This window comes from Lactobacillus sp. A27, assembly GCF_016742815.1.
In the GTDB taxonomy this organism is placed as follows: domain Bacteria; phylum Bacillota; class Bacilli; order Lactobacillales; family Lactobacillaceae; genus Lactobacillus; species Lactobacillus gallinarum.
Genome location: NZ_JAEHNT010000001.1, coordinates 22,756 through 46,652 on the forward strand (window position 1 = coordinate 22,756; position 23,897 = coordinate 46,652).

Annotated in this window: 23 protein-coding genes, 1 tRNA gene, 1 pseudogene and 1 other annotated feature; of the genes and pseudogenes, 4 read left to right on the plus strand and 21 right to left on the minus strand. The window is 38.3% G+C overall.

Going from position 1 to position 23,897, the window contains the following annotated elements:
• Window positions 1-36 precede the first annotated feature (36 nt).
• The 7 genes from nusB to JEM49_RS00150 form a co-directional block, all read right to left on the minus strand.
• The gene (gene nusB, locus JEM49_RS00120) at window positions 37-429 is read right to left on the minus strand and encodes a transcription antitermination factor NusB (RefSeq protein ID WP_201872947.1); all 393 of its coding nucleotides are present in this window, start codon (window positions 427-429) and stop codon (window positions 37-39) included.
• Window positions 430-436: 7 nt separating this feature from the next.
• The gene (locus tag JEM49_RS00125; protein WP_025005856.1) at window positions 437-868 is read right to left on the minus strand and encodes an Asp23/Gls24 family envelope stress response protein; all 432 of its coding nucleotides are present in this window, start codon (window positions 866-868) and stop codon (window positions 437-439) included.
• A gap of 17 nt (window positions 869-885) precedes the next feature.
• Window positions 886-1,455 carry an elongation factor P gene (efp, locus tag JEM49_RS00130; RefSeq protein WP_025005857.1) on the minus strand — a complete coding sequence of 190 codons (570 nt, stop codon included), beginning with the start codon at window positions 1,453-1,455 and terminating at the stop codon, window positions 886-888.
• A gap of 81 nt (window positions 1,456-1,536) precedes the next feature.
• Window positions 1,537-2,646: a M24 family metallopeptidase gene (locus JEM49_RS00135; protein WP_201872950.1), complete on the minus strand. Its 1,110-nt coding sequence runs from the start codon at window positions 2,644-2,646 to the stop codon at window positions 1,537-1,539.
• A 112-nt stretch (window positions 2,647-2,758) separates the two neighbouring features.
• On the minus strand, window positions 2,759-3,049 hold the full coding sequence (rpmA, locus tag JEM49_RS00140; RefSeq protein ID WP_007125344.1) for a 50S ribosomal protein L27: 291 nt from the start codon (window positions 3,047-3,049) through the stop codon (window positions 2,759-2,761).
• A gap of 18 nt (window positions 3,050-3,067) precedes the next feature.
• Window positions 3,068-3,379 carry a 50S ribosomal protein L21 gene (gene rplU / locus JEM49_RS00145; RefSeq protein WP_003627604.1) on the minus strand — a complete coding sequence of 104 codons (312 nt, stop codon included), beginning with the start codon at window positions 3,377-3,379 and terminating at the stop codon, window positions 3,068-3,070.
• Window positions 3,380-3,393: 14 nt separating this feature from the next.
• Window positions 3,394-3,474 (minus strand) — a sequence feature (ribosomal protein L21 leader region).
• Between the two features lie 71 nt (window positions 3,475-3,545).
• Complete coding sequence (locus JEM49_RS00150) at window positions 3,546-4,913, minus strand: DUF2325 domain-containing protein (protein WP_025005859.1); 1,368 nt, start codon at window positions 4,911-4,913, stop codon at window positions 3,546-3,548.
• Between the two features lie 136 nt (window positions 4,914-5,049).
• Here JEM49_RS00150 and JEM49_RS00155 point away from each other — a divergent pair.
• Window positions 5,050-6,075 (plus strand): annotated as a pseudogene (locus tag JEM49_RS00155) (branched-chain amino acid aminotransferase).
• A 42-nt stretch (window positions 6,076-6,117) separates the two neighbouring features.
• Here the strand turns inward: JEM49_RS00155 and JEM49_RS00160 are convergent.
• The 5 genes from JEM49_RS00160 to JEM49_RS00180 form a co-directional block, all read right to left on the minus strand.
• Complete coding sequence (locus JEM49_RS00160) at window positions 6,118-6,780, minus strand: HI_0552 family protein (RefSeq protein ID WP_025005861.1); 663 nt, start codon at window positions 6,778-6,780, stop codon at window positions 6,118-6,120.
• 66 nt (window positions 6,781-6,846) lie between these two features.
• Window positions 6,847-7,026: a 2-hydroxymuconate tautomerase gene (locus JEM49_RS00165; protein WP_003547962.1), complete on the minus strand. Its 180-nt coding sequence runs from the start codon at window positions 7,024-7,026 to the stop codon at window positions 6,847-6,849.
• Between the two features lie 71 nt (window positions 7,027-7,097).
• Window positions 7,098-8,894, minus strand: coding sequence for a DUF2207 domain-containing protein (locus tag JEM49_RS00170; protein WP_201872953.1), 1,797 nt, complete (start codon window positions 8,892-8,894; stop codon window positions 7,098-7,100).
• Window positions 8,895-9,011: 117 nt separating this feature from the next.
• Window positions 9,012-10,205 (minus strand): GH25 family lysozyme, encoded by a 1,194-nt coding sequence (locus JEM49_RS00175; RefSeq protein WP_201872956.1) that lies wholly within the window; start codon window positions 10,203-10,205, stop codon window positions 9,012-9,014.
• A 225-nt stretch (window positions 10,206-10,430) separates the two neighbouring features.
• A tRNA-Arg gene (locus tag JEM49_RS00180) sits at window positions 10,431-10,504 on the minus strand.
• 154 nt (window positions 10,505-10,658) lie between these two features.
• Between JEM49_RS00180 and JEM49_RS00185 the strand changes: the two genes are divergently transcribed.
• The gene (locus JEM49_RS00185; RefSeq protein ID WP_087235440.1) at window positions 10,659-11,555 is read left to right on the plus strand and encodes an alpha/beta hydrolase; all 897 of its coding nucleotides are present in this window, start codon (window positions 10,659-10,661) and stop codon (window positions 11,553-11,555) included.
• A gap of 8 nt (window positions 11,556-11,563) precedes the next feature.
• Entirely contained in the window at window positions 11,564-11,920 is a 357-nt protein-coding gene (locus JEM49_RS00190) for an arsenate reductase family protein (RefSeq protein ID WP_098044114.1), read from the plus strand.
• A gap of 50 nt (window positions 11,921-11,970) precedes the next feature.
• On the opposite strand, the gene JEM49_RS00195 is transcribed toward JEM49_RS00190, so the two are convergent.
• Both JEM49_RS00195 and JEM49_RS00200 read right to left on the minus strand, forming a co-directional pair.
• Window positions 11,971-12,231 carry a hypothetical protein gene (locus tag JEM49_RS00195; RefSeq protein WP_087176582.1) on the minus strand — a complete coding sequence of 87 codons (261 nt, stop codon included), beginning with the start codon at window positions 12,229-12,231 and terminating at the stop codon, window positions 11,971-11,973.
• Between the two features lie 84 nt (window positions 12,232-12,315).
• Entirely contained in the window at window positions 12,316-12,924 is a 609-nt protein-coding gene (locus JEM49_RS00200; RefSeq protein WP_201872959.1) for an SHOCT domain-containing protein, read from the minus strand.
• A 152-nt stretch (window positions 12,925-13,076) separates the two neighbouring features.
• Here JEM49_RS00200 and JEM49_RS00205 point away from each other — a divergent pair, with 152 nt between their 5' ends.
• On the plus strand, window positions 13,077-15,458 hold the full coding sequence (locus JEM49_RS00205) for a Xaa-Pro dipeptidyl-peptidase (protein ID WP_098044116.1): 2,382 nt from the start codon (window positions 13,077-13,079) through the stop codon (window positions 15,456-15,458).
• Window positions 15,459-15,510: 52 nt separating this feature from the next.
• Here JEM49_RS00205 and msrB read toward each other — a convergent pair whose 3' ends face one another.
• The 7 genes from msrB to JEM49_RS00240 all read right to left on the minus strand — a co-directional run bounded on the left by msrB (window position 15,511) and on the right by JEM49_RS00240 (window position 23,835).
• On the minus strand, window positions 15,511-15,936 hold the full coding sequence (gene msrB, locus JEM49_RS00210; RefSeq protein WP_098036615.1) for a peptide-methionine (R)-S-oxide reductase MsrB: 426 nt from the start codon (window positions 15,934-15,936) through the stop codon (window positions 15,511-15,513).
• The gene (locus tag JEM49_RS00215) at window positions 15,929-16,210 is read right to left on the minus strand and encodes a hypothetical protein (protein WP_056945464.1); all 282 of its coding nucleotides are present in this window, start codon (window positions 16,208-16,210) and stop codon (window positions 15,929-15,931) included. The genes msrB and JEM49_RS00215 overlap by 8 nt, the downstream gene beginning before the upstream one ends.
• A 113-nt stretch (window positions 16,211-16,323) precedes the next feature.
• Complete coding sequence (locus tag JEM49_RS00220) at window positions 16,324-17,187, minus strand: GRP family sugar transporter (RefSeq protein ID WP_087176578.1); 864 nt, start codon at window positions 17,185-17,187, stop codon at window positions 16,324-16,326.
• 135 nt (window positions 17,188-17,322) lie between these two features.
• The gene (gene carB / locus JEM49_RS00225; RefSeq protein WP_201872970.1) at window positions 17,323-20,511 is read right to left on the minus strand and encodes a carbamoyl-phosphate synthase large subunit; all 3,189 of its coding nucleotides are present in this window, start codon (window positions 20,509-20,511) and stop codon (window positions 17,323-17,325) included.
• Window positions 20,504-21,595, minus strand: coding sequence for a carbamoyl phosphate synthase small subunit (locus tag JEM49_RS00230; protein WP_201873020.1), 1,092 nt, complete (start codon window positions 21,593-21,595; stop codon window positions 20,504-20,506). The genes carB and JEM49_RS00230 overlap by 8 nt, the downstream gene beginning before the upstream one ends.
• Window positions 21,596-21,601: 6 nt before the next feature.
• Window positions 21,602-22,879 carry a dihydroorotase gene (locus tag JEM49_RS00235; protein ID WP_201872975.1) on the minus strand — a complete coding sequence of 426 codons (1,278 nt, stop codon included), beginning with the start codon at window positions 22,877-22,879 and terminating at the stop codon, window positions 21,602-21,604.
• A complete protein-coding gene (locus JEM49_RS00240; protein ID WP_056945465.1) occupies window positions 22,879-23,835 on the minus strand; it encodes an aspartate carbamoyltransferase catalytic subunit in 957 nt (318 codons plus the stop codon). The genes JEM49_RS00235 and JEM49_RS00240 overlap by 1 nt, the downstream gene beginning before the upstream one ends.
• Window positions 23,836-23,897: the final 62 nt, after the last annotated feature.

The window sequence follows — 23,897 nt, forward strand, 5'->3', positions numbered from 1 at the left end:
AAATAGCCGGCAAAGCTGCCGGCTATTCAATCGTTATTAAACAAAGTTTGCTAACATACCATTAATAAATGGTTTTTCTTTTGGCTCAGCAAATTCGTCACATAAATTTAAAGCTTCATTAACTGCTGCCTTAGGATCAATTTCATCACTATTCTTAATTTCAAAAAGTGCAACTTCCATAATAGCAACAACTATTTGACTTACACGTTCAAGACGCCAGCCCTTTTTCAAATGACTAGTTAATTCAGACTGCAAATCTTCACGATTTTCAAGTACGCCTTTAATTAGTTTCTTTGAATAGGCAGAAAGCTGTTTTAAATTAAGTGTTGCGACGACTTTTGCTTCCACATCTTCAGCAGTTAAATCTGGCTCTTGATTAGCCAAATATACTGCTTGCATAGCAACTTTTCGACTTTCGTGTTGGTTCATTATCTCTCTATTCATCCTCCGGAAACAGCTCTGAGGTGGTTTGACTTTCTTCAGCGTCATTTTCATCTTCTGGGAAAGCTAAGCCTACCACATGAACATTGATTGACTTAAGTTCAAGGTCAGTCATTTGTAACAATTGAGCCTTCAATTCCTTTTGAATTTCCATTCCCACTTTAGGAACATTAACGCCACTTTCAAGGTAGACATAAACATCAGCAATTAATTTATTATCTTCGTCAACTTTTACGTTAACGCCCTTACCGTGATCTTCACGGCCAAGAACCCAATTAAGTCCTGACTTTAAGCTACCACGCATTCCAGCAACGCCATCAATTTTTTCAGCAGCAATTCCCAAAATAACTTCTAGAACACTTGGATCAATTTTAATTTGTTCGCTGTTTTCTTCACCACTTAAGAGAATTTTTGAACTATCTGCCATTTTGTTACCTCAAAAAACTACTTATTTGCACGTGATACGTATGTACCATCAGAAGTGTTGATAGTTAATACGTCACCTTCGTTAATAAAGAATGGTACGTTAACTACCAAACCAGTTTCCATAGTAGCTGGCTTACCACCACCTGATGAAGTATCACCCTTGATGTTTGGTTCAGTCTTAGCTACCTTCAAATCAACAGTATTAGGTAATTGAATACCTAAAGTTTCACCTTCGTGCATGATTACGTTAACTACCATGTTTTCTAACAAGTAGTTAGCTTCATCCTTGATTTGTTCATTTGGAATAGCTAATTGATCGTAAGTTGAAGTATCCATGAATACGTAACTTGAACCGTCATTGTACAAGTATTGCATTGACTTAGTTTGAATATCTGCAGTTTCAACCTTTGCAGTTGAACGGAAAGTATATTCTTGGACAGCACCGGTTCTCAAGCTCTTAAGCTTTGAACGTACGAATGCACTACCCTTACCTGGTTTTACATGTTGGAATTCAACAATACGCCATAAATCGTTATTGTATTGAATAGTTAAGCCATTCTTGAATTCGTTTACTGAAATCATTGTCATAATAAGTCCCTCATTTCTACAATTATTATCTTACCAATCTTAGACCGTTTTGGCTATAACTTCGGCCTATTAAAATATTAACTATAATGAAATTAACTCATCTTTAGGCAAAGTAGATAAAGTTTCAGGCGCTTGATCATGAATCAAAATATCATCTTCGATTCTAACGCCGCCTTTATCAGGCAAATAAATACCTGGTTCAACAGTGTGAACCATATTATTAACTAGTTTAGTTGTCCTAAAAGGCAGAGCAGGTTGACATAATTCATGGATTTCAAGACCAATTCCGTGACCAATACCATGACCAAAGTATTTACCATAACCTTGCTCAGTTATATAATCACGAGCTGCCTTATCAACATCGTGGCCTGTATTTCCCACAACGGCTGCTTCAATACCTCGGCGCTGTGCTTCATGGACAATATCATAAATCTTGTGCATTTCCTCATCAACGTCACCTAAGGCAACCGTTCTAGTAATATCAGCCGCATAACCATGATAAAAACTACCAAAATCAATGACGATCATATCGCCTTCTTCAAGTTCCTTGTCACTAGCTACGCCGTGAGCCCAAGCCGAGCGCACACCTGAAGCAACAATTGTCTCAAAGTCTGGGCCGTCTCCACCATTTACTTTAAAAAGATAATCTAGTTTAGCACCAATTGCACGTTCCTTTACGCCAGGCTTGATCATCGGCAAAATACCTTTGAAACTTTCCATTGATATATCAATAGCTTTGCGTAAAGCAGCAATTTCAAGTTCATCTTTTACATTTCTGACACGTTCGACTAGTTCTTCAACCATTTCAAAATTAAGATCTGGATTTAATTCCTTTAATTTTGAAAATTCACTAGCTGAAACAAATTCACCTTCTACCAAAACCTTTTTGATATCCATTTTCTTAAGGGCTTTAGTCAATTCTTCATAGTCACTTGAATGTTTCATTATTACATTCATTTCGCCTGGAGCTTGCGCCTTAATTTGTCCTGCAAAACGTGAATCTGACAAAAGAATTCGCTCACCACTGGCCGTCAATATTAATTGTGCCTCTTCGCCGGTAAAATTAGTAAGATAACGATAATTAGCTTGATTAAAGATAATCATAGCATCTGCGTTATGTCCCTTAATCAAAGCTGTAACTTGATTAATACGATGGTTAATTAATGTAAGTAATTCCTCTTTATTTTCCATAATCAGATACCTTCTTTGCGTAATATATTTATTAATTATACTAAATCTGCTATGGAAAATACCATAAAAAAAGACGGGTGGCACTAGCTACCCGCCTTATTTTATATCTGAATTACTTAGCTTCTTCAGCTGGGTATACAGAAACTTGCTTCTTGTACTTGCCAAGACGTTCAAACTTAACAACGCCGTTAACAAGTGCAAATAAAGTGTCGTCTCCACCTTGACCTACGTTCTTGCCTGGGTGAATCTTAGTACCACGTTGACGGTAAATAATAGTACCTGCGTGGATAGTTTGACCGTCACCAGCCTTAGCGCCTAAACGACGACCAGCTGAGTTACGACCGTTGGCAGTAGAACCGCCACCCTTGTGGTGGGCAAATAATTTCATACCTAAAATATTCATAATCATTTCACCTCTGAATTAAGCTTCAATCTTTTCAACTGTAACCTTAGTGTAAGGTTGACGGTGACCATACTTGCTGTGTGAGTGCTTCTTAGGCTTGTACTTGAAAGTTACAACCTTCTTTTCCTTACCTTGCTTTTCAACTTTAGCAGTTACCTTAGCACCATCTACTAATGGAGTACCAACCTTAACGTCGTCACCATTAGCAACAAGGATAACTTCGTCAAAAGTTACTGAGCTACCTTCTTCAGCATCAAGCTTTTCTACAAATACGCTGTCGCCTTCTGCAACTTTGTATTGCTTACCACCGGTCTTAATAATTGCGTACATTTGTACACCTCCGAAAAAATACTTAGACTCGCCGAACTGAGGTGCTTCTTACTCAAGAAGACTTCTAACCCCGAGCCGTGCGGTTGCAGATGTGGAGGTCTCCACAAATACAACTCTTATAGTTTACTACCTAAAAAAGAATTTATCAATAAAAACAAAGCAGATATTAGTTATCTTTTGCTTCTTTATAGTCAATTGTTTGTGTTCCCTCGTAAGCAGGTAATTTATTTTCCGCACGATATAGTGCTCTTTCAAATGACCTATAACCTTTTGATGACGAAACTGCAAATTTCACCCCATATTTTGAAGCAAATTCTTGAATATTCCAAGTCGCATCATGAGCAGCATATGCTGTCATCAAAATCACAATATCAAGATCTTTAATTTGGCGTTCCATGACCTTCTTTTTGCCTTCAAAGGCATCAATTGGAATCGGAATGCCATTATAACGATTAACTATTCCCTCTAAAACTCCTTCGTTTTGATTATCACCAATTGCAATACCTACTCGTTGATAGTGCAGATTCATATCTAATTTAGTTAATTCTTCTGCTGCTTTATCTTTGCTCTTGTCTTTCTTCTTATAAGAAAGGTCTGATTGTTTAGGTGGATCTACTTGATAAATCCAGCGAATTTGTACGGCATCAGCAGGATTTTTCTTAATGCGAACATCCCCAGTATACCAAGCTAAATCAACAATTGAGCCATCTTCCAAATGAATATTTTCACCTTGATAATAGCTTGAATCTACTGGAATGGTTATTGCCTTACCTCTGATGCGTAATTTTTGTCCTTTAATATTACGCGTAATTGCCAATTGTCCAGTTCGACCTTGCACAACCGCATAACGAAATTCCTCAATCGGATCATAATCTCGCGTACGTAATTTGCGATAGCCAACAACACGCAAAATTTCAGCTTCAAAATGAGGATTCTCTCGATCTTCTAGTGCTTCTACAATATCTCCGCTTTTCAAATTAAGCGAATGAATTTGTGATTCCTTAATGCGATAAACAATTTGACCATCATCATTAATTAAATTGCAACCAGAAAGTGCACGGATAACTGTATAGCGTCTACCTTTACGATAATCACGCTTAGGTTGCTCTTTAGGCTTCATCGCATCTTCAAAAATCTTTTTATTGACTGCCTCTTTAGTAGTCTTTGACTTTTGAATCGCTTGGTCTAGTTTGCCTAAAACATTGCCATAACGTTTACCCACACCAGGAACAAAAGTTAATTTATGTAGAGCTTCCAATGAAGTTTTCTTAGCTTTTTCATTCCCTGGTGTTTCGATTAAATTAGTTAATCCCATCAATAGTTGCTTAAATTGCTTCAAATCTGCATTTCGTTGGGCAATTGATTGAGTATTGGCATTTTTCTTTGGAGCGCTTTTTACTTTTGGTTTGTCCACATTTCCGCCATCAGCCATAGCAATAATTGCTTTGATGGCATTTAAACTGTTGGCTAAACTTTTGTCGTCTGCCTCCGTTTTATTTAAAATTACTTTGATATTATTACGATAATCGTACATATTTTCACCACTTTTTCAATTTAGCTATATTGTTTTATTTTTACTTACTTTAAGTATATATCAAACCTTTTGCTTTTTAAGTTAAGTCTCACTATAATCTAATAAAAATGATATTGAGACAACGAGGAGGACAATTATGGCTAAAACTCATCCCGAAGACTTAGACTGGAATAAACTCGGCTTTAAGTATCACGATTTGCCTTATCGCTGGGTTGATGAATTTAAAGATGGTAAATGGCAAGGCGGCCACTTAACCCAAGACTCATCAATTACCTTTAATGAAGCAGCTGAAGAACTGCACTATGGCCAAGAGGTCTTTGAAGGACTTAAAGCTTATCGCAGAAAAGATGATGGCATTAATTTATTTAGACCTGAACAAAATGCTAAAAGAATGGCTAACTCTGCAAAACGACTATTAATGGAGCCTTATCCTGAAGACGAATTTATTAAAGCCGTTAAGGAGGTTGTTAAAGCTAACCAAGACTTTGTTCCTCCTTATGGTTCTGGCGGAACGCTCTATATTCGCCCATTCATGATGGGGATGCAGCCAATTGTCGGCGTGTCACCATCTTAGACTTATCAATTTAGAATTTATGCCACTCCAGTTGGAGCTTATATTAAAGGACTTAAGCCAATGCCTTATGAGGTCAGCGATTACGACCGTGCAGCTCCAGCCGGTACTGGCCAAGCAAAAACTGCCGGTAATTATGCCAGCAGCTTAATGCCGTCATTAATTGCCAAGAAAAATGGATTTGCGGATGCTCTTTATTTGGATCCTAAAGAACACAAATACATTGATGAATTTGGTGGTGCCAATTTCTTCGGTATTACTAAAGATGGTCAATTCCAAACACCTAAATCAGATTCTATCTTGCCATCTATTACTAAGCGTTCAATTTTAAAGATTGCGGAAGAGCTTGGACTTAATCCAATTGAAACAAAAATTCCAATCGATGATGTTGATCGCTTCGTTGAAGCAGGTGCAATGGGAACGGCCGCAGTTATTTCACCAGTCGGCTCACTTACCTACCAAGGTAAAAAGCATGCCTTCGGTGACGAAACCAAAGTAGGCCCAATTACACAAAAACTTTATGATACGTTATTTGGCATCCAAGTCGGCGATTTAGAAGACAAATATAATTGGATAGTTAAGTTAAATTAATTTTATCAAGGATTTATCTCGATATTTTATCGAAGTAAGTCCTTATTTTTTATCCAAATTTTCATACAATGGCGCCAAGTCCATAATTGCCTGTGTAATAAAGTCTTCCATATTAACATCATGTTGCTGATCTCTAAAAATAAATTTCCCTATCAAAAACGTTGCATCTTTGAGATCTGATTTAAATTGTGTCTGAATATCGCTTTGCTTTAAATAATCATTTAATTTTGTATGCTTATCAAATTCAGAAGACATTTCGCCATTCCAAATATACCAGTCTTGCAAATCAATTTGCTTACTCCAACTAGGAATGTCAGCCAATAATTTATTATATTGTTCAGGAGCCATTCTTCTTTTTTCACTCTTATAATGCTGAAACATCAAATATACTTGCAATTGTTTCTTATCCAGCATTACGCCAATACAAGGATTAGCATCTGCTAAGTCTTGCAAACGATATGAAGCCCAGTAATGATCGCGCAAATTCCAACCATTAGTCCAGCTCTCTACATGAACTTTAGCAAATTCGCCCGCTGGCAATTTTTTTGCTACAACCTGATTAACAGCCTTCCAAGTTTGCCATACGCCTTTAAATTTGTCCTTTAATTCTGCCACTTCTGCTTCAGTGTGCTGCATTTTGATCTTCTTAAAAGAAAATTCTGGTTGATCAAAAATTTGAAACATTTCATCAGTTAATTGCGTCATATTTATCCCCTAATCCTAAAACGAAAAAATAATCTTTCGCCGATGCAAAAGATTATCTTCAAATTATTAAGCCCTCCATTCTCCGCCTTGACCGTATGAATGCTTACCTAATTCATTAATAATGACATGAATATGTTCCTTAGGAGCGCCTGTATTTTTATGAACGGCTTCAGTAACATCCTTCATTAAGTTAGTAATTTGTTCGTCAGAACGACCTTTAATTAATTCAATGTGTACAAATGGCATAATTCATCCTTCTTTCTTTTTTCCTTTAATTATACAAGTTTTTTCATCGCTTTGTTTCTAAAATTCTCCGATTAAAAAGCACCTCCGCCGCTGCCGCTACCTACACCGCCGGAGGAGCCACCGGAAAAGCCGCCACTGCCGCCAGATGAGGACGACGAACCATAAGATACACCTTCAGAAAAACTACTAGTAAAGTTTCTTTCAAAGCCATCACTACCCGTACTATAGAAAGAACTGCCAACGATGAAGCCAGTCGCATTCAATTCATCTTCAGAGAATTCAAGTCTTAATTGCTTTAAAACTTTTTTTGACAAACCAAAGGCAACCGCGTATGGCATAATATCTTCCCATAAAATCAGGTCACCGATATCTTTCATTTTAAATCTGCCAATGTCATCTAACATCTTTTCAAATCCACGCACTTGACCAGTTTCAAGCGCGCCTTTTTTTGTATACAGACTAATCTTATTATTGCCGATAAAGAAAGCGATAAATTCAATGATAATTAGTAAAATTCCACCACCAACAACACTAGCTGTAGATGAACCAAGTTGGAATATTGCAATCGCCCAGGCAGCAATACTAATCATAATTCCTATGATAGCTAGACTACGATAGTGACTTCTAACCATTTTTAATCCATGATCTAAAAATCCATCTTTTTCGGTCTGTTTATATCTTTTCTTGCACCAGCTATCGAATTTTTTGCCTAATTTTCTGGAAGTATAATTCCTTAATCCCTTGGTTGTAAAAGATTTTCCATCTCCTACCTGTTTAAAGAGAAAATATAACAAATCATCATCTAAGATACTTTCATCTACAATAGAAATTCGATAATTGGCCTTCTTTAAGTGCTTTGTCTTAAACTCCTCAATTTTAATTTTCTTTTTACCAGCAAGTTGCATTAAATATGCTGTAAATGCCTTTGTATCTGGCCAGGCAGCATTATCTAAAACCTGAGCAGTTACTGGATCCACATTAGGAATTTCATAATTATGAGCAAGATCCCGCTCCTTTTTAGGTTTAAAACCTAATTTTTTACCAAAGAATCCCTTGATAATAACTGCTAACCCACTAATCAAAGAAACAAAGGCTAAGCCCCAACCAAAGTATGATTTTCTTTTTCTTCTTTCATTAGCTTCTTTGGCTAGTTGCGCCTCTTGCTTTTCAATCGCTGCTTTTTTATTCTGATCAACAAAATTTTTATTTGCTGCTGTGACAGCGGTAGGGAAAATCGCATGCACTTCGATTCCAACATCACCTGCTACGCCGTCTGCTTTCATAATGACTTTACCCTTTTGTGGCAAAACTTGAGTATAGCCATCTAACGAGCCATGAGCCCATGCTTTTAGCCCTTTTACCGGTTCAGGAAAAACAACTGTAGCTTGAGCATGATCAATGTCGGTATCCCAACCATTCCCAATAATTTTAAAATTTAATTCAGCAGTATCTTTATAATTAGTGATTAAATTTAAAATTTTATAAGAGTATTCAACTTTAATCCGGCTATCTTCCGAAATTCGATGAAAAACCTTAAACCTATAGGAATTATCTTTCTTGGTTAATTGATAAGTATTATTTTTCTCGTTATTTGCAGCAACCACCAGTTGATTATTTACCTTTACTTGAATATCCTTAATTTGCTGTTTTTGCGTTAAATTTTGTCGATAAAAAACGCCATGTGCATCGCTGTCAAAATCATAATATATCTTTCGATGGATCATAACTGAACCATCACGATTAACCTTAGCAGTAACATTCATATCAGTAATGTCATAATCAACATCAGCCTTTACAGGTTGAGCCCAAATTACAAAAATACTTATTAAACTAAGTATTCCTATTAAGTTTAGAAGTTTCTTTTTCATTATTTCCCTCCTTACTTTTTCCAACTTATTTGAAATAATCATATCTTGCCAACACAAAAAAGCGCAAGCAAATTCTGATAAACGAATTCACTTGCGCTTCTATTTATTTTTTATTAATTAAAAGTTACCACACTTAACATACATGTTTTTACCAATACGGTAATAGCTCTTACCATTAATGTGGAATTTTGAACCATATGTCTTAATTGGAGTGCCTTTTCTTAATACACGCCAGCTAGCACGAGAATAACCATTATTCTTATAAACATAAGCATTATGCTTTAAGACACGAGAGTTACCTAAAACATTGCTTGCCATAATGTAACGGTCTGTGCCAACTCTAATAGCGGTCTTACCATTATCAAGCTTAGTTGCTCCACCATAATAATTAATATTGGTATATGCAGCATATGAACCACTTACACGTTCACCCTTCTTATTGTAAACGTATGACTTCTTCATAATGTAGCCAGTAGTTGTTGGTTCATTGTTAGCTGGTTTTGAACTAGTAGCAGGCTTACTTGGAGCTTGAGAAATAGCACCATTGTTTGAAGTTACATTTCCATCAATTGACAATGGAAGAACTGCAACATTACCGTCAACGTTTAAGCCACGCCAGTTATCAGTAAATTGCCAAATTGATACACCGTCCATTGATGGGAAGTAATTAAAGTTAGGATTATCAATTCTACCTGAAATAGCATATGAAGCTACCCATAATGAGTTAGGGTACTCAGCAATTACGCTGCTGGTATCAATGTTGTTTTGCAAAACTGATGAACTTGCGTAAAGAAGTGGTTGGTAACCAGCTGCCTTGATTGTGTCCATGAATGCAATGATTGCGTTAGCAGTTGGCGTCTTACCACCATAAATGTTGTTGCCTTGGCCAGTTTCGTAGTCACAAGCAATGTATGAACCCTTAGGCAAACCAAATGCTTGAGCTGCCTTAATAGCGTAATTTGCTTCAGCAACTGCTGCATTAGCATTTGAACTAAATGTAGCAAAATGATATGCCATTGGCATCATATTATTAGAAATAGCTGTTGAGATTTGGTTAGATGCTTTTGGATTACGATAAGAGGTTCCTTCACTTACCTTAACAATAGCAAATTGTGAACCAGCTTGAGCGTGACTTGATAAATCAGCACTTTGGTAACTAGCAACGTCAACCCCAAGAGCACGAGCTGCTACAGAAGTAGTTGCAGCATTAACAGTAACTTGTGGTCTATTTACTTGAGTTACTGCTACGCCAGCCGCACCAAGAGCTGTTGCACATGCCAGTTTCATAATAATCTTTTTGGTAGTAGTCAATCTTCTTTCCCCCGTTATGCGAAAATAATATAAATTCACACTTATTTTTTAAGAAATCAAATTTAGAATAATATCGTTAGCAAATTTAGTCAACAGATTAAGCTTCAATGTAAGAATAACTTAATTATTGTCATGAATTTGTATTATACAATTTTTAGTGGTCAAATGGTGATCAACTTATTTTAAGCACAAAAAAAGCAATACACGCAGTATTGCTTTTATCAGTGATCCGGGTGAGATTCGAACCCACGACCCACAGTTTAGAAGACTGTTGCTCTATCCAGCTGAGCTACCAGACCATTTCGTATGTTTGTATGTCCTCAACAGAACATAAATTATTATAGGTAATATCTTTTAAAAATGCAAGCATATTTTTCAAAAAAATATTTTTTATTTTTAGTTTGAGTATAATTAATTGTGAAAGCGTTTGTTTTTAGAAAAGAGAATAAGAAGATGGAACTTACAAATAAAATTAAAAACTTCCTTCATGAGTATCGCAGTAGTTGTAAGAAAAGCGATGATCATCGTGACAGTGATCTGCCTCATGACATCCCAGAAGTTGAAAGAATCGACAATTTACCTTACGGTCCAGACGAAAAATGGCATACATTAGATGTTTATCTTCCTAAAAAAGAAAGTGCACCCTTCCCTGTCATTATTAATATCCACGGTGGCGGTTGGGTTTATGGTACCAAAGAAACCTACCAATACTATGGCATGGGGTTAGCCAAGCGTGGATTTGCATTTATTAATCCTAACTACCGTTTAGCCCCAGAACATGCAGAATTTCCAGATGAATTAGACGATGTTGATCGTTACATGCACTGGGTCGATGATCATGCAGAAGAATATCGCTTAGACAGAAATAATGTCTTCATTATTGGTGACAGTGCAGGCGGTCAAATGGCAGAGCAATACGTTACCATTTTGGCCAATCCAGATTATGCTAAATTATTCTCATATAAGCCACTTAACTTAAAATTTAGAGCAGTTGGCTTAAACTGTGCCGCATCCTTCGTCTTAACGCCAGACAGCCTTGCAGGCGTGGAAAGTCTTTACTTTACTAAGAATGCAGTTAATAAATATCATGAACAGTTGGATGTAGAAAAATACATTGACCACAATTTCTTGCCTACGTTTTTAATTACTGCCAATAACGACTTTTTACACGACATGCAATTTACACTTTTCGGCTTTTTGCTTGGTCGCGGCGTTCATGCTATTTGTAAATCTTATGGTGATGAAGATAATCCTCGTGGTCACGTCTTTTTCGTTAACCAAAAAGACAGAATCGCAGATATCGCTAACGATGAAGAAATCGAATTTTTCAGACAACACATGAGTAAATGAGGTAATTTATGATTAAATTTTACGGTTATAAACGTTGCTCCACTTCTAGAAAAGCACGCAAATGGATGGACGACCATCATGTTCAGTATGAATTTCAAGATTTAGTTGCAGAGCCGCCTAAAAAAGACGATTTGCTTAAATGGATGACTAAGTATCAAGATCGCGGTTTGAAATACTTCTTTAATACACACGGTCAACGTTATCGTGCGGACAATTTAAAAGAAAAAGTACCAACGATGACCATTGAAGAAGCAGCAGAAATGATGTCGCAAGATGGCAAGTTAATTAAGCGCCCTCTTGTCGTAGATGAGCAACATTTAACCTGCGGCTTTAAAGATGATATATTTAAACAAACTTGGTTATAAAAAATAACCCCCTACAAGACTCTATGAAATCTTGTAGGGGTTTCTTTACATTAAATCAATTTTACACATTTACTATGTTTATTCTTCATCTTGGCCCAGTTATTGAAAAACAATACTCCAAAGCCAAGGACCATCACAACACCTAAAAAGATAATCGCATTAGTGGAATTAGCTACAACTAATTCATGTGCAGCGTTAAAATCTGCTGCTTCGTTCATTTGAATAATCAGTCCTGAAAACAACATGGCTAAGCCGTTTAAGGTTAGCAAACCACACAAGACTGTTAGGATTTTCACTTTAATAAGCTTCATAAAACCATGTCCTTCCTTAAATATAATTAGACAAATATTATACACGGTCTAACTTCATAATCAAGAAAAAGACATTGTTAAAAATTATATTTTCAGAATTTGCTTCTTTTTAGCTTGAAATTCTTCTTCTGTTAAAATCCCTTGATCCAGTAATTCTTTCAATTTTTTGATTTGCTCAAGCTGCTGATCAAAATCATCATCTTCACCCTGAGCAATTTTGGACCACTTTTTAATATTATCGGCCAAAATCTCAGCGGGAACTTTATTAATTGAATTAATATCTAAGCTCCGATTACCAACAATTAAAGATAATTCACCATACATAAGCTGATTCTTTAAGATGACACTTTTAACCTGCTTTAAATCAATAATCTGAGGTTCATCGCTACGTTTTTTCTTCAATATAATCAAATTACGATTGCTGCAAACAAGCATTACATTTTCACTATGCTCATTAATGCCAATCGTTGCATATTGAACTATTTCTTCATCTTTAATATCTGCAGCCAGCGGTGCTAAATCCTCATCGTTAAACCAAATATCGAATACCCCAGCATCGATCATTTGCTTTTTCAAGCGCTCAGGCAAAGCTAATTTATTAATTTTTGCAATTGCTTGTTGTCCGCGCTGCTCAGCCAAAAATGATTGATTAGCATTCTTTTGTTTTTTACTAAATAAATCGAACAGTCCCATAAAAATATCCTTATATCAATAAAATCTAATTACTTATATTATGGACTATTTTTACTTTACTTAAAATATTTCTTTATTGATTTCATTTTTATTGGTTCTCTCACTTCAAACGGGTAAACTATAAGGTAATAATACTGACAAAGGAGAAAAATATGAAATATAACCAATACGCTTATGTTGAAACTGATTTTCAACAACAAGTTAAAGAATTAATTGATATCAACTTCTTACCAAAAAATTATCAAGACTGGGACTTCAGTAGTCTTTTAGCCAAATTAGTTAAAAATGCGATCGCTGAAGCTAAAACCGACGCTGCTAAAAATGCCAAACTTGCTGAATTTGCAGTTTCCGATCACCAGACCTTGGCTGATTTTCTTAAAGAAAAGCCAACAGAAATCGGCACCGAACAATTCTATAATGTAGCTTTGCAACTCCTCGGCTACCACGTTCACTACGACTATGAATTTGCCGATTCAACTGGTTTTATGCAAAGAAACGCTTTGCCATTTATGCAAGACATTAGCGATAATCAAAAGTTAATTTCTGCTTTCTACCGCTTGCTCAATACTCGTGCTAAGAACGGACAAATCTTGCTTGATGTAATGGCAGGCAAGGGCTACTTCACTCAGTTCTGGGGTCAAAACAAGTTCAAATTCTTCAATGGCAAATCTATCCCTGTTTTTGACACAAACAAAGTCATCCGCGAAGTCGTTTATGTCGAAACTGATCTTGACACTGATCATGACGGTAAGAGCGATTTAATCCAAGTTACTGTTTTCCGTCCTGCAGAAACCAATAAGGGATTAAAAGTACCCGCACTTTACACCGCATCCCCATACTTTGGCGGAATCATTGCTAACGAAAAGCGTAACCACAATGTTGACGAAAATCTTTCTGATTCTACCACTTGGGATGACCCACAATACGTTCACTCACCAATCGTTAAGGCAGAAAAGCCAGATGGTTCAAGCCACCCAGCAACTGAAGAAGCAGTTCACAAGTCATCTTACCCATTAAACGAATATATGCTTGCTCGTGGTTTTGCTAGCGTCTTTGCTGGTGCCATCGGTACGCGCGGCAGTGACGGTGTCAGAATTACCGGTGCACCTGAAGAAACTGAATCAGCCGCTGCAGTTATCGAATGGCTTCACGGCGATCGTATTGCCTACACTGACAGGACTAGAACTGTTCAAACTAAGGCTGACTGGTGCAACGGCAACATCGGTATGACTGGTCGTTCATACTTGGGTACTTTGCAAATCGCTATTGCAACTACTGGCGTCAAGGGTCTGAAGACTGTTGTTTCTGAAGCTGCTATTTCATCATGGTACGACTACTACCGTGAACACGGTTTGGTTATTGCTCCTGAGGCTTGCCAAGGTGAAGACCTCGACCTTTTGGCTGAAACTTGTCAATCTAACTTGTGGGATGCAGGTTCCTACCTCAAGATCAAGCCAGAATACGACAAGATGCAAAAGGAATTACTTGAAAAAGAAGACCGTGAAACTGGTCAATACTCTGACTTCTGGGAAGCTAGAAACTACCGCCACCACGCTGATGGCATCAAATGTTCCTGGATCTCAGTTCACGGTTTAAACGACTGGAACGTTAAGCCAAAAAACGTCTACAAGATCTGGCAGCTAGTATCCAAGATGCCAATGAAGCATCATCTCTTCTTGCACCAAGGCCCTCACTACAACATGAACAATTTTGTCTCAATCGACTTCACAGATTTAATGAATCTTTGGTTTGTTCATGAGTTGCTCGGTCTTGAAAACAATGCCTACAATCAATGGCCAACAGTCATGATTCAAGATAACCTGCAAGCTGATAAGTGGCATGAAGAAAAAGACTGGAGCGATGAATTAGGTCAAGAAAAGATCTACTATCCAACAGATGACCATGAACTTTACCAAGATGGTAACGGCAAGGCAAAGATGAGCTTCACCGATGTTGGTGGCACTGAATTTAAGAAATCTGGCATCTCAGAAAGCGACTGGCAATACAAGTTTATCTGTGGCGATGAAAAATGGGCTAAACCAAGCCTACGTTTTGAAACAGATGAATTTATTCATCCTACTACGATCGTGGGTCGCCCAGAAGTCAAAGTAAGAGTCTCTGGTAGCCTTCCAAAGGGTGAAATTTCCGTTGCTTTAGTTGAACTTGGTGAAAGACAACGATTAACTGCTACTCCTAGGTTCTTAATGCGCGGCGGACAAGAATTAGGCTACCGTTTTGGTACTGATACCTTGCAAGAATTTGTTCCAGATAAAAAGACCAAGGCTAAGTTAATCACTAAGGCTCACATGAATTTACAAAACTTTAAGGATATGAAGAAACCTGAAGCAATCGATGCCGATAAGTTTTATGACTTAGACTTCTTGCTTCAACCTACCTACTACACTATCCCATCTGGTAGCAAACTTGCTTTAATCATCTACTCAACTGATCAGGGCATGACTAAGCGTCCACTTGAAGATGAGACCTACACAATTGATTTAGCTAATACCGAGATTAAGTTTTACGAAAAATAATTAATAGTAAATAAAGAGACAGATATTCGTATTGGAATACCTGTCTTTTTTATTATTTAAATATTTTTTTATATTCTCCGTATCCAGCCTGATCAAGCTTATCATACGGAATAAATTTTAACGCAGCCGAATTAATGCAGTATCGCAATCCGCCTTTGTCAACTGGTCCATCGGTAAAGACATGGCCCAAATGTGAATCAGCTTCAGGGCTTTTCACTTCTGTTCGTTCCATGCCATGAGATTGATCGCGATGATATGCCAATTTCTTAATCGGTTTAGTAAAGCTGGGCCAGCCGCACCCTGCATCATATTTATCTTCACTAGAAAAAAGTGGCTCACCGGACACCACATCAACGTAGATTCCTTTGTCATAAAAATTATCATATTTTCCTGTAAAAGGGTACTCGGTCGCAGCTTTTTGGGTAACGTTGTATTCTTCTTCGCTTAACTTTTTTAACGCTTCTTCTTTATTAAACATGTTCCGTTCCTCCTGGAAAGAAATTATCGATTTTCTTTTCATAGATATCGAAACGATATCTAGTCAAAAATTCATTAGCAGGATCATAGATTCTTACTTGCAGCATTTCATCTTTGCCATTCATATGTACTTCTTTATTTGGCATATCTAAAAATGGCTTAAAGGCGGCAATCACATTTTGATATGAACTATAAACATGGACGTTTTGTTCAATTACTTCACCATTTTTAGCATATCGCCGTGCACAGATTACATATACAACGTTGTCATTCATAGAAGAGGCTCCTAACTTTTACTTTTCTTGTTTCTTACTATTTTAATTCATTTGCTTACTAAGTAGATAAAAAAAGCAACAAATATCTAAATTAGATATCTGTTGCCAATTTGTTAAAATACTGAAGTTAAGACAGCACCAGCCACAATTAATACCAAACCAATTGCAGTATAGATGTAACCCTTCTTGGTCTTTTGTTCATGTAAGAAGATAATACCACCAAGAGTTGAAATAACCACGCAAAGTTGTGACATAACGAAAGCTAAGTTAACACCGTTCATCTTTACTGAAACGATATATGCAAGTGCAGCTACGGCATAAATCAAACCTGCAGGAATAACTTGGTAGCTTTCCTTTTCTTTAACAACGTCAATTTTCTTAGTTGCAAGTAAGTAAATCACAGTGGTGATCAACATACCAATGGTTTCACCGAAGAAAATCATGGTGTTATCACCCTTCAAAGCCTTAGGAATTGAGCTTGATGTGATGTAACCCAAAGTAGTCAAAACCAAAACAATCATAGTAGTTGTTTGGTTCTTCTTGCCACCTTCGGCAGTACCCTTATCAGTCAATGAAGTACATGCAACACCGATGATCAAGGCCAAAATTCCTAAGAAACCAAAGATCTTAGATTGTGTACTTGCCCATTCGCCGAAGATTAATACTCCGACAAGTGGTACACCAATTAATTGCAAACCGGTTGAAATTGGCATTGTTTCAGAAACACCAACTTTAGAATAACTGTAATACTGTCCGACCTGACCAATTACCCAGGCAGCTCCAGCAAGCATTGCTAACATAAATGTAGTGCCATCAAAAGTTGGACGTTTAATGAGAGTCATTACAGCACCAAAGATAAATGCACCGAGCACAGTACCTAAAATTTGGTGGTAAATGTTACTCTTCTTGACCCCAGCAACGAACATCGGCATAAGTCCCCAGCCGATTGCTGGAATGAATAGAAATAAATAACTCATTATTTTTCTCCCCTATATTTGTAAAAAAGTCACAAGGAGCATTGTATCAATGAAAGCGGATACGTTGCAAACGAAAAACAAGTGCGAGTTAAAAAAGATGATCTTTCGATCATCTTTTTTACTTCTTATTTACCTTTAATCCAAACTCTTAGTCGCAAATGATATATTTTCTAGCGATTTAAGCAAGGCATCCGCAGTGTCCAAAGCTGTTAATAACGGAACGTTTTGTTGGATTGCCATTTGTCTAATAATGAAGCCATCTGAATTCTTTTCAATATCATGTCCCATCGTATTGATCACTAAATCAATTTGACCATCGCGTAATTCGTTCAGGATGTTATCGTCAGCATGCTCATCATCATGTACTTTCGTCACGAGTTCTACGTGCAAGTCGTTCTTTTTAAGGAAGTTGGCTGTACCCTTAGTTGCAAAGATTCTGTAACCAATTCGTGCAAAGCGCTTCGCAATTGGCAAAATCTTTTCTTTATCTCTATCTTCAATAGTAAGAAGAACATTGCCATTCTCAGGTAGTTGCATCTTAGCACCCGCAAATGCCTTGTATAATGCCTTGGCAAAAGTATGATCACTACCCATTACTTCACCAGTCGATTTCATTTCTGGTCCAAGGTATGAGTCAACATCAGCTAACTTACTAAAGCTGAAGACTGGTGCCTTAACTGAGATCATATCAGGTTCTGGTGCCAAGCCATCACTGTAGCCTTGTTCAGCCAAGGTTTCACCCATAATTACACGCGTAGCAACTTGAGCCATTTCAATACCAGTAATCTTACTCAAGAATGGAACAGTTCTACTTGCACGTGGGTTTACTTCGATTACATAAACTTCGCCGTCGCGCACGATGAACTGAATGTTCATGATACCGACACAGTTCAGAGTCAAAGCCAATTTTCTAGTTACGTCGGTAATCTTTTCCTTAACTTCTTCAGTGAAGGTTTGTGGTGGGTAAACTGCCATTGAGTCACCTGAGTGAACACCAGCGTGTTCGATGTGTTCCATAATACCTGGTAAAAGCACATCCTTACCGTCACAGATCGCATCAACATCACATTCACGACCATCCAAGTAGTCATCGACCAAGATCGGGTGATCAGCCGCAATATCTACGTGGTCTTGCAAGTATTCTTCAAGTTCATCCTTGCTGTAGACAATTTCCATTGCCTTACCACCCAAGACATAACTTGGACGAACCAAAACTGGGTAGCCTAATTTTTCTGCAGCTTCGATAACGCCTTCGTGAGTAGTTGCAGTTAAACCCTTTGGTTGGTTAAGCTTCAAGTCCTTGATGATTTCATCGAATAACTCACGGTCTTCTGCACGGTTAACGTCCTTAACCTCGGTACCCAAGATCTTAACGCCATGCTTTTCAAGACCAGCTGCCAAGTTGATTGAAGTTTGACCACCGAATTGAACGATTGTACCTACTGGCTTTTCCAAGTCACAGACGTTCAAAACATCTTCAAGAGTCAATGGTTCAAAGTAAAGCTTGTCAGAGACTGAGAAGTCAGTTGAAACAGTCTCAGGGTTTGAGTTAATAACAATAGCTTCATAACCCATCTTTTGTAAAGCCTTAACACAGTGAACAGTTGCGTAGTCAAATTCTACACCTTGACCGATTCTGATTGGGCCTGAACCAATTACGACAACTGATTTCTTACCTGACTTATGTGATTCGTTTTCTGCATCATAAGTTGAGTAGAAGTATGGGGTCTTTGATTCAAATTCTGCGGCACAGGTATCAACCATCTTGTAGACTGGGATGATGCCGTTAGCTTTTCTGAAGTTTCTTACATCATCTGCGGTTTCGCCCCACAAGTTGGCAATGGTTGGATCGCTAAAGCCGTATTTCTTAGCAAGGCGCAGTGTATCTACATCGTCTTTGTTTTCTTGCAAAGTCTTTTCCATTTCAACCATGTGCTTTACGATATCCAAGAAGTAGAAGTTAATCTTAGTTAATTCATGCACATCTTCCAATGTATAGCCACGTCTGAATGCTTCAGCTAAGTAGAATAAACGGTCGTCTTGTGCTTTTACTAGTTTTTGTTCAAGCTTATCATCACTAGCTACATGAGTTTCTTCAGAGTAAAGATCCTTTTCATCGATTTCAAGAGATCTAACAGCCTTTTGCATAGCTTCTTCTGCAGTTCTACCGATGGCCATAACTTCACCGGTAGCCTTCATTTGAGTACCTAAAACTCTGTCAGCCTTAGGGAACTTATCGAATGGCCAGCGAGGGATCTTGCAGACAACGTAATCAAGAGCTGGTTCAAATTCGGCATAAGTAGTACCAGTTACAGGATTCTTGATTTCGTCCAAAGTCATACCAACGGCAATCTTGGCAGCCATCTTAGCAATTGGATAACCAGTAGCCTTTGAAGCCAAGGCACTTGATCTAGAAACTCTTGGATTAACTTCGATAACGTCATAGTTAAAGCTGTTAGGATCAAGGGCAAGCTGTACGTTACATCCCCCTTCAATCTTAAGCGCACGAATCAAACGGAGTGAACAATCACGAAGCATTTGGTATTCCTTGTCTGACAAGGTTTGACTTGGTGAGAAGACAATTGAGTCACCGGTGTGAATACCAACTGGATCGAAGTTTTCCATACAGCAGACGATCATCGCATTGTCATCGTGGTCACGCATTACTTCAAATTCGATTTCCTTGTAACCAGCAATGGATTTTTCAATCAAACATTCAGTTACTGGTGAAAGTTCCAAACCATTCTTTGCAATTTCAGCTAATTCTTCACGGTTGTGACAAATACCACCACCAGTACCACCCATTGTGAAGGCAGGACGTACAATGATTGGGTAGCCGATTTCGTCACCAAATGCCAAAGCATCTTCAACTGTATTAACAGTCTTTGATGGTGGCACAGGTTCGCCTAACTTCTTACATAATTCCTTGAACTTTTCACGGTCTTCAGCTTGTTCAATTGAATCAAGCTTAGTACCCAAAAGTTCAATGTGAAGTTCATCCAAGATACCAGTTTTTGCAAGAGCCAATGCCATATTCAAACCTACTTGACCACCCAAGGTTGGCAAAATAGCATCTGGGTATTCTTGACGGATGATTCTTGAAATTGATTCAACAGTCAAAGGTTCAATGTAGACTTTGTCAGCGATTGTCGTATCAGTCATAATAGTTGCTGGGTTGGAGTTAACCAAAACAACTTCGTAACCTTCTTCGCGAAGAGCCAAACAAGCTTGAGTACCAGAATAGTCAAATTCTGCGGCCTGACCAATAATAATTGGACCAGAACCAATCACCATAATCTTATGAATATCTTTTCTCTTAGGCATGACGCTCTTCTTCCTTTCTTTGGTCAATCATTGACATAAAGTCATCAAATAATGAAACCTCATCGTGTGGTCCTGGAGTTGCATCTGGGTGGAACTGTACTGAAAATGCTGGATACTTTTTGTGGCGAAGACCTTCAACAGTACCGTCGTTTACTTCAACGTGAGTAATCATTAAGTTGTCTTTATCAACTGAGTCAGCATCTACAGCATAGCCGTGGTTTTGTGAAGTAAAGCCGATGTTGCCCGTAGCAATTTCACGAACTGGATGGTTGAAACCACGGTGACCGAACTTCATCTTGTAGGTATTAGCACCGTTGGCTAAAGCAAAGACTTGGTGTCCCATACAAATACCCATCAATGGCACATATTTTTCTACTTCACGAACCATGTTGGTAGCACCATTTGCGGCCATTTCTTCTGGGTCACCAGGGCCGTTTGAAAGAAGAACACCATCTGGATGAAGGTTTAAGACTTCTTCAGCAGTTGCAGTATATGGCAAGACGATACAGTTACAGTCACGTTCGGCAAGTTCACGTAAAATACTGTGCTTGATACCAAAGTCGATCACTACGATGTTGCGCTTTGAACCTGGAACCGGATATGGACTCTTAGTTGATACGCGGCTGATTATGCCTTGAGTTACATTTTCAGTTTGTAAAATCTTGGTGATCTTTTCTGCATCTTCCTTAGAATCTACAATCTTACCTCTTAAAGTACCGTGAACACGGAGCTTTTTAACTAAAGCACGTGTATCGATGCCTTGAATACCTGGGATATCCAAGTGCTCTAAGAATTTAGGCAAAGTAGTTTGCATTCTCCAGTTATCTGGGTGACGTGCTACTTGGTGGCAAATCACACCCTTGATCTTTGGTTCAAGTGATTCATAGTCGGCTAAGGTAATACCGTAGTTGCCGATCAATGGGTTAGTGAAAACCAAAATTTGGTCTGCATAACTTTGATCAGTAATTGCTTCTTGATAGCCGGTCATCCCTGTTGTGAATACAACTTCACCGGTTGTTTCACAATCGGCGCCAAAGCCTTCACCGGCATAAACACTGCCGTCTTCTAAAATTAAATAGCGCATTGACATTTACTCTGCTCCTTCCTGGTATACAACCTTACCATCAACCATTGTCATCACAGTTGAGCCATAAACCTTATGACCAGTAAATGGAGTGTTAACTCCCTTAGACTTGAAGTCTGCTTCCTTGATTTCTTTTTCATGTTCCAAATCAAAGATTGCGATATCAGCTGGCTTGCCTGGTTCAAGAACGCCGACGTCTTTAAGACCAAAGGTCTTAGCTGGTTTATCGCTAAGCCATGACAATAATTGTTCGAGAGTAAAGACCTTTTCGTTCTTTACAAACTTAGTATATAGCGTACTGAAAGCAGTTTCACTACCTGTGATACCAAAAGCCGCACCTTTCATTCCGCCTTGCTTTTCTTTCTTAGCATGAGGCGCATGGTCAGTAGCAATCAGATCAATTGTGCCATCAAGAAGTCCTACTAAAAGTGCTGCTTGATCTTCCTTAGTTCTTAGTGGTGGGTTCATCTTGAAGTAGCCGTTGTCTTTTGGAATATCGTCACCAGTTAAAAGAATGTGGTGAGGAGCAACTTCACAAGTAACATTGATTCCGCGAGCCTTTGCCATGCGGACAAGTTCAACGCTAGTCTTAGTTGAAACGTGGCAGATGTGGTAGTGAACGCCAGTCTTTTGAGCCAAGAGCAAGTCACGAGCAATTTGCGTGGTTTCAGCAAGTTCAGTGACAGGTGGTAAGTTCAATCTTTCCGCAGTCTTACCTGCGTTAACGGTACCGTGATTAAAGAGTGAATCGTCTTGTGCGTGGGTCGCAACGATCAAGTTATTTTCCTTAGCTTTTTGCATAGCCAAGTACATGGTTTGAGCTGTTTGTACACCGTGGCCATCGTTACTCAAAGCAAAGGCACCAGCTTTTTTCAAGGCTGCATAGTCAGGAATGACATCGGTTGTCTCATCATTGGTGATTGGACCATATTGGAAAATGTGAACTACGCCTTTTTCCTTGTTTTCCTCAACCATTTTCTCCATTAATTCTGGAGTGTTAGGCACAGGAGTTACGTTAGGCATAGCACCTACTGTGGTAAAGCCGCCGCGAGCAGCTGCTTCACTACCTGTTCTAATATCTTCCTTATATGTTTGACCAGGATCACGGTAGTGAACGTGGACATCAACTAAACCTGGGCTGACCAACTTGCCTTTGGTATCAATTACTTTATCGCCTGTTAAATCAGTACCGATTGCCTTAATTTTGTCATTTTCAATTAAAACGTCTGCTTTAACTAAGTGACCATTTTGATAAACGGTACCGTTCTTAATTACTGTTGTCATTATTCGAGACCTCCGAGCTTTCTTCCGCGTAATACTGCTTCAATCATGGCCATTCTCATAAATACACCATTTTGCATTTGACGGACAAACATGCACTTGTCGCTTTCTACCAAGTCACCGCTAAGTTCAACGTCGTGGTTGATTGGACCTGGATGCATGATGATTGTGTCAGGCTTTAATTCGTTGTAACGTTTATGGTTGATGCCGTATTTTTCATGGTAAGCTTTAGCATCAAATTTCTTTTCATTAGGATCACCTGCGTGACGTTCATGTTGTACTCTTAAAAGCATCATGACATCCATGTCAGGGATTAATTTATCTAATTCTTCATACTTGCCGTATTTATCAAATTTTTTGTCGTACCAGTAGCTTGGACCTGAGAAGTAAACTTCTGCACCTAATCTAGTAAGAAGTTCCATGTTACTCTTAGCTACTCTTGAGTTAGTGATGTCGCCGACGATGGCTACCTTCAAGCCCTTAAAGTGGCCGAAGTGTTCGTGAATAGTCATCATGTCGAGCATACATTGACTTGGGTGTTGGCCGCTGCCATCACCTGCGTTGATCACACCGATGTTTAAGTGTTGGTGTTCTTTCAAGTTGATCAAATCGTTGTAGTATTCATTTTGTGAGTGGCGGATCACTTCAAGATCGACGCCCAAAGCGTTCATGATTAATGAAGTGTCGTATAAAGTTTCACCTTTGTTAACAGATGAGTGAGCTGGATCAAATGGGATAACTGTTAAGCCCAATTTTCTTTCAGCCATTTCAAAACTCGTATGCGTTCTGCTTGAGTCTTCGAAAAACATGTTGGTTACGTAAACCGGCTTAGTTAAGCGAGGTGTTGCGCCGCCCTTTTTGAAGTATTCAGCTCGTTTGATTAAAGCTTCAACTTCATCGACATGCAAATTTTCAACACTAACAAAATGTGGTAAACTGACAAGATTTAAATTTTCCATTTTCTATTCTTTCTATCAAAAAAGCCTGAAGCATTTAATTGCTCCAGGCTTTTTCTTCGCAC